Origin of the sequence: Streptomyces capoamus, from assembly GCF_014654935.1 — a bacterium.
In the GTDB taxonomy this organism is placed as follows: Bacteria; Actinomycetota; Actinomycetes; order Streptomycetales; family Streptomycetaceae; genus Streptomyces; species Streptomyces capoamus.
Map to the genome: position 1 here is coordinate 207,066 of NZ_BNBF01000006.1, position 4,766 is coordinate 211,831.

Here is a 4,766-nt window from a genome sequence, read left to right on the forward strand (position 1 = left end):
TGTACTGCGCGTCGGTCATCTGCCGGTGAGCGGTCTTGCTGTCGTGGCGCCACTCGCTCACGACGTACAGCCGGTCGTCGGCGCCGAGTCCCAGCACCAGGGCGGCGAACGGGTTCGTGGTCCCGTAGTCGGCCGCGCACCAGTACCGGACCATCGGCGGCAGGGTGTCGACGACGTGCTGCTGCTCGTCCCACATATCGAATACGGCGCCCTCGGCGACCACCCATGCCCCGTCGATCATGCGGCGGCGCCACAGACCGACGTACTCGGCGGTGAGGTCGGTGACGTACTGCCGGGTCAAACTCGGGTTGTCGGCGAGCTTGAAGTGCCAGTGCCGCAGGTTGAGTTCGTGGGCCCGGTCGAGGTACCCCGTTTTGAGCCAGTGGCGCGGAGAGTCGGGGTTCGTGGTGGCGAGCAGCCGCGCGCCCGGGGTGCTCAGTCGGGCGAGTAGCTGAGTCCAGAACGACTCTGGAACGAGGGTCGCCTCGTCGACGTACGCGAGCTGCGCGGTAAGGCCACGCAGGCGGCCCTCGGCGCGGACGTCCGATGCGCCGATCAGGTGCACGGTCCGGCCCAGAATGACGGCCGTGGTGGCGCCCCGGGTGTGGTGGATGTGCCGGGACAACGGGCCGAACAGGGCGGGGTCGGCGAGCGGTTCGAAAACGTTCCGCTCGATGGTCTGCAACGACCGGCCGCATATCAGGATGAGTCCCGACGGGCCGGCGGACGCAACGGCGATGACGAACGCGAGCAACGACGCAACGGTCTTACCCGACCTGACGCTGCCGTGCCACAGGTTGATACGGGCCCGGGCGCGGCCGATGCTGCGCAACTGCTTGCGGGACAGGGGCAGGTCGACGCCGGGGGGCAGGCGCACGGCTCACCCCCCGTCGTCGGCCCCCTCGTCGTCGGCGAACGCGTCGGCGAGGACTTCGCCGAGGGTGCCCAGCATCGAACGGACGTCCTCGGCGTTCTGGCCTCCCTCGGCGGGGGCGAGCTTCAAGGACTTATCCACAGCGGTGGACACGGCGGCGAGGATCTGCCGTTGGTCGGCGAACTGCGGGCGGTCGAGGTCGACCTGCGACCACTCGTTGTCCTTGCCTCCGAACGCCCCCACGGTGCAGGGGGCGAACAACTGCTCGTGCAGCCGCTCGGCGGACTCGTGCAGCCGCTCGGCGAACAGGGCGCGGCGGGCGGCGAGGTCGACGCGGCGGGCGTCCGTCGCGGCGACCACTTCGGGCCCACGCTCGAACGACAGGGGCGGGTCACACTCGGCGGCGATCTTGGACACGGTCGAGCCGCTGCGCCCGATGGTCCGGGCGATCTCGTTACGGCTCTTGCCCACGGCGTGCAGCCGGCGGACCTGGTCGCGGTCCTGGTCGGTGATCGGCTTGCGCACGGCGTCACCTCCCGGACATGGCGACGCCCCGTTGCCGGGGGGGGTGGCAACGGGGCGAAGTGTTGGGGTGTTTCCGGGCACGCCGGGGACGCCCCCCATTAGATCACGGATTGATAACGGGGGCAACGCGGGTTCCGAGGGCCTGCTCGACAGCCGCGCGCAGCTCGCTCCCCCGGGTCCTCTTGACGCCGAGGGCGGCGCCGAGGGCCTCGGCCGTCGGCCGCTTCCCCTTCCCCTCCCTGAGCAGCCGGCGGTACGCGGCGACGGCGTCCGACGACACGACGGCGGCGACGGATCGCGCGGGCGGCGGTACGACGGCCGGGGCGTCGTCGTCGAGGGCGTCGTCGAGCGGCGACGGTGTCGGGAGCGGCGGCGCGGTGAACGTGGCGGCGAGGGGGAGCGGCACGGGGGCGTCGGCCGGGACGTCGTCGACGGCCTGATGCTCCTCGACGGCGGCGACGGCGGCGGCTAGGTCGACCAGGGCGAGCGGCGGCGCGGCGGCGGCGGTGAGGGTCGCCGCGGCCTGCTCGGCACGGGCGGCGGCGGCGGTCGCGGCGGCGGCCGACTCGACGGTGCGCTCGACGGCGTCGGCGACGGCATCGCGGGTGTCGGCCCGGACGGCGAGGGCGGCGTCGGCGACGGTCGCGGCGGCGGTGTCGAGGGCGGCCTGCGCGGCGGCGGCGACGGTGCGGGCGTCGAGGGCGGCCTGCTGCGCGCGGCGGGCGGCGGCGTCGGCCTGCGCGACCGACGGGGCGACGTCGGCGGCGGCGACGGTGTCGGCGGCGGGCAGCATCCGCACAAGTAGCTCGGTGGCGACCAACTGCGCCACCGGTGGGACGACGGCGATAGCGACGCCGAGCAGCGTTCCATCGGAGTGCGCGACGTTGAACGCGAGGGACACGGCGGCGAACGCGGCGACGGTTGCCCAGTAGGCGGCGACGGGGCGGCCGGCGCGCTTGGCGGCGACCACTCCCACGGTGCCGACGACGGCGCCCCCGTCAACCAGTACGGCGAACATCCACCCGACGTCGGGGTCGACGCCGTGCTCGGCGGCGAGGGCGGTAAGGGCCTCGAACGACAGGCGGAACGCGAGGAACGCGAACGCGGCCGTGGCGAGGACGGCGGCGGCGAGGGGCCCGCGCGAGGGGCTGCTCGCCGCCGGTCGGGCGTAGGTAGGGTGGTGCGTAGCCATTGCGGGGTTAGCTCCCGTGGTGGTTAGGGCCCGGTCGGTGATGTGCAGTCACCGGTCGGGCCTGCTGCGTTGGTGGGGTTACTGGTCTTCCGGGTCCGGCCACAGGACCGTTCGCACGGCCTGCTCGTCGGGCTGCTCCTCGGCGGCGGCCGTCCAGATCAGCACGCGCAGGCGCGGCTCGTCGGCTTCGTGGTCGGCGTGCTCGGGGTGCGCGGCGAGGTACTCCTCGATGGCGCGGTGCGCGATCACCTCGGGCTCGTCGATGGGGGCGACGACGTCGGCGGCCTCGAACGACTGCCACCCGGGCCCGGGCGCTCCGTCGCGGACGTCGAGGCGGTACTCGTACGCGGCGTTCGTGCGCAACACGCGGTAGACGTATCCCTCGGACACGTTGAGTTCGGCGGCGATGTCTGGCACGGGGACGTCGGCGAGGTGCCGCGCGTTGTAGATGATCTCCGCTTGCCACGGCTTGTAGTTGTTCTCCCACTCGCGGCGCGCACGGCCGGCGTTGCGCAGGCGGTCGAGTGCGGCGCCGGCGACGAATCCCTCGATGGCCGTGCCGGTGTACTTCCCCGCGGCTTCACCCTCGGCGAGCATCTGCTCGACGGCGCGCTGCTGCATCTTCGGCGTGATGGGGCCGCGGTCGGCCCTGCGGGTGTACGTCGCCCGGGCCTTGGCCTGCTCGCTGCGGCGGGTGCGCTCCCACTCGTCGAGGATGCCGAGCAGGGCCTCGCGCAGTCCCTCGTACGGCTCCAGCCGTGGCGTACCGCCGGCCTTCATCCTGCGGACAAGTTCGGGGCCGGTCCACCCGGGGTGTTCTTCGGGGGTGGCCTGCTCGTTGGGTTCGCTGCTCATCTGCTGCTCTCTCTGGGACGGGCCCGCCCCCGCACGGTCGCGGGGGCGGGCGAGACGGTACCGGTCGTTAGGCGAACAACGCGCCCTGTTCGGCGTCGGCGGGCAGGTCGAGCAGCTCGGCGTCGGCCGGCGCCGCGGCGATCCACTCGCCGCGCCACGTCCCGTCGACGCGCTCGGCCTGCTCGATCATGGCGAGGACGTCGTCGAGTTCGGCGATGTACGCCGCGGTCTTGGCCTTGGCCTGCCGCTTGGCCTCGCGTGCGGCCTCGACCTGCTCGGCCGTCGGCTCGAACTGGTGCCGGCGCTTCGGGTCGTCGTCGCACTCGGCGCCGTGAGTGATGCATCGGGGCCGCTCCTCGACGTCCGGCTGCTCGACCGTGTCGACGGTGGCCTGCTCGGCGGCCTCCTCGGCGTTGCACTCCTCGCACTCGTCGACCGACTGCTCGGCGTCGCGGTGGTCGGGGCACAGCAGGTCCCATACGTACGTCGGGTCGCCGGCCGGGGCGTCCTCCTCGACGTTCAGCTCGGCGGCGCGATTAGCGGCCTGCACGGCGCAGTCGTACGCCTCGACACACCCCTCGTCGCTGAATACGCCGGCGTCCTGGTTGGGCTGCTTACGGGCGCACGCCTTGATCGGGTCGCCGGACACGTTCGGGCGGACGGCGATCCGGTGCAGGCACTCGGGCGCGGCCGGCTCGACGGCGGCCGGCTCGACCGCGGCCGGCGCGGTGCCCTCGGCCGGCAGGTGGGCGAACACGCACTGCGAGGAACGCAGCATCTTCTCGACGGCCCACCCGCGGCGGCGCAGGCGGTCGGCGAGGCAGTCGAGGGCGGGCCCGTGCGGCATCTGGTCGCGGCGGATGATCCGGCCCCCTTCGAGCCAGTACACAGCGACGCGGCCGTGCGTGCGGGGGTCGACCAGGTACCCGCGCACCTGCTGCTCGTCCTCGGTCGGGTCGGTGACGTCGTGGTGCTCGGTCATGGTCGCCACGGCGAGGCCGGCGAGGGCGGCCCGGGCGGCGACAACGTCGGGGTGCGAGGCGTTGCTCGGGGTGCTGCCCTCGGCGACGCCGGCGTGCTCGACGACGACGCCCTCGACGACGCGCTGCTCGGCGGCGGCCGGCTCGACGGCGGCGCGGTCGTTGAACAGGGCGCCCTGTTCGGTGTCGCGCTCGATGGGGAACAGGACGGCGGCGTCGTCCTGCGCGCCGATCCACTCGCCGCGCCACGTCCCGTCGGCGGCCTCGGCTTCGGTGACCAGGGTGGCGGCGTACAGGGCCTCGGCGTCCGCGACGGTTGCGACGCCGGCCTCGACCTGCT

4 protein-coding genes and 1 pseudogene are annotated in these 4,766 nt (G+C 73.5%); all 5 read right to left on the reverse strand.

Features of this window, described 5'->3' with window-relative positions; genetic code table 11:
- A partial coding sequence (locus tag IE312_RS39710; RefSeq protein ID WP_229899603.1) for a terminase large subunit domain-containing protein occupies nt 1–877 on the reverse strand: 877 nt, incomplete at its 3' end.
- A 3-nt stretch (nt 878–880) separates the two neighbouring features.
- Nucleotides 881–1,399 (reverse strand): helix-turn-helix domain-containing protein, encoded by a 519-nt coding sequence (locus IE312_RS12355; RefSeq protein WP_189981110.1) that lies wholly within the window; start codon nt 1,397–1,399, stop codon nt 881–883.
- 103 nt (nt 1,400–1,502) lie between these two features.
- Nucleotides 1,503–2,591 (reverse strand): DUF2637 domain-containing protein, encoded by a 1,089-nt coding sequence (locus tag IE312_RS43790; protein WP_189981112.1) that lies wholly within the window; start codon nt 2,589–2,591, stop codon nt 1,503–1,505.
- A gap of 78 nt (nt 2,592–2,669) precedes the next feature.
- Nucleotides 2,670–3,446: a hypothetical protein gene (locus IE312_RS12365; RefSeq protein ID WP_189981114.1), complete on the reverse strand. Its 777-nt coding sequence runs from the start codon at nt 3,444–3,446 to the stop codon at nt 2,670–2,672.
- A gap of 67 nt (nt 3,447–3,513) precedes the next feature.
- Nucleotides 3,514–4,766: pseudogene (locus IE312_RS12370) on the reverse strand (hypothetical protein); the annotation flags it as partial.

Bases quoted from the DNA above. Each gene is read 5' to 3' on its own strand.
- IE312_RS43790 (WP_189981112.1), bottom strand. From the start codon at position 2,591: ATGGCTACGCACCACCCTACCTACGCCCGACCGGCGGCGAGCAGCCCC.
- IE312_RS12365 (WP_189981114.1), bottom strand. From the start codon at position 3,446: ATGAGCAGCGAACCCAACGAGCAGGCCACCCCCGAAGAACACCCCGGG.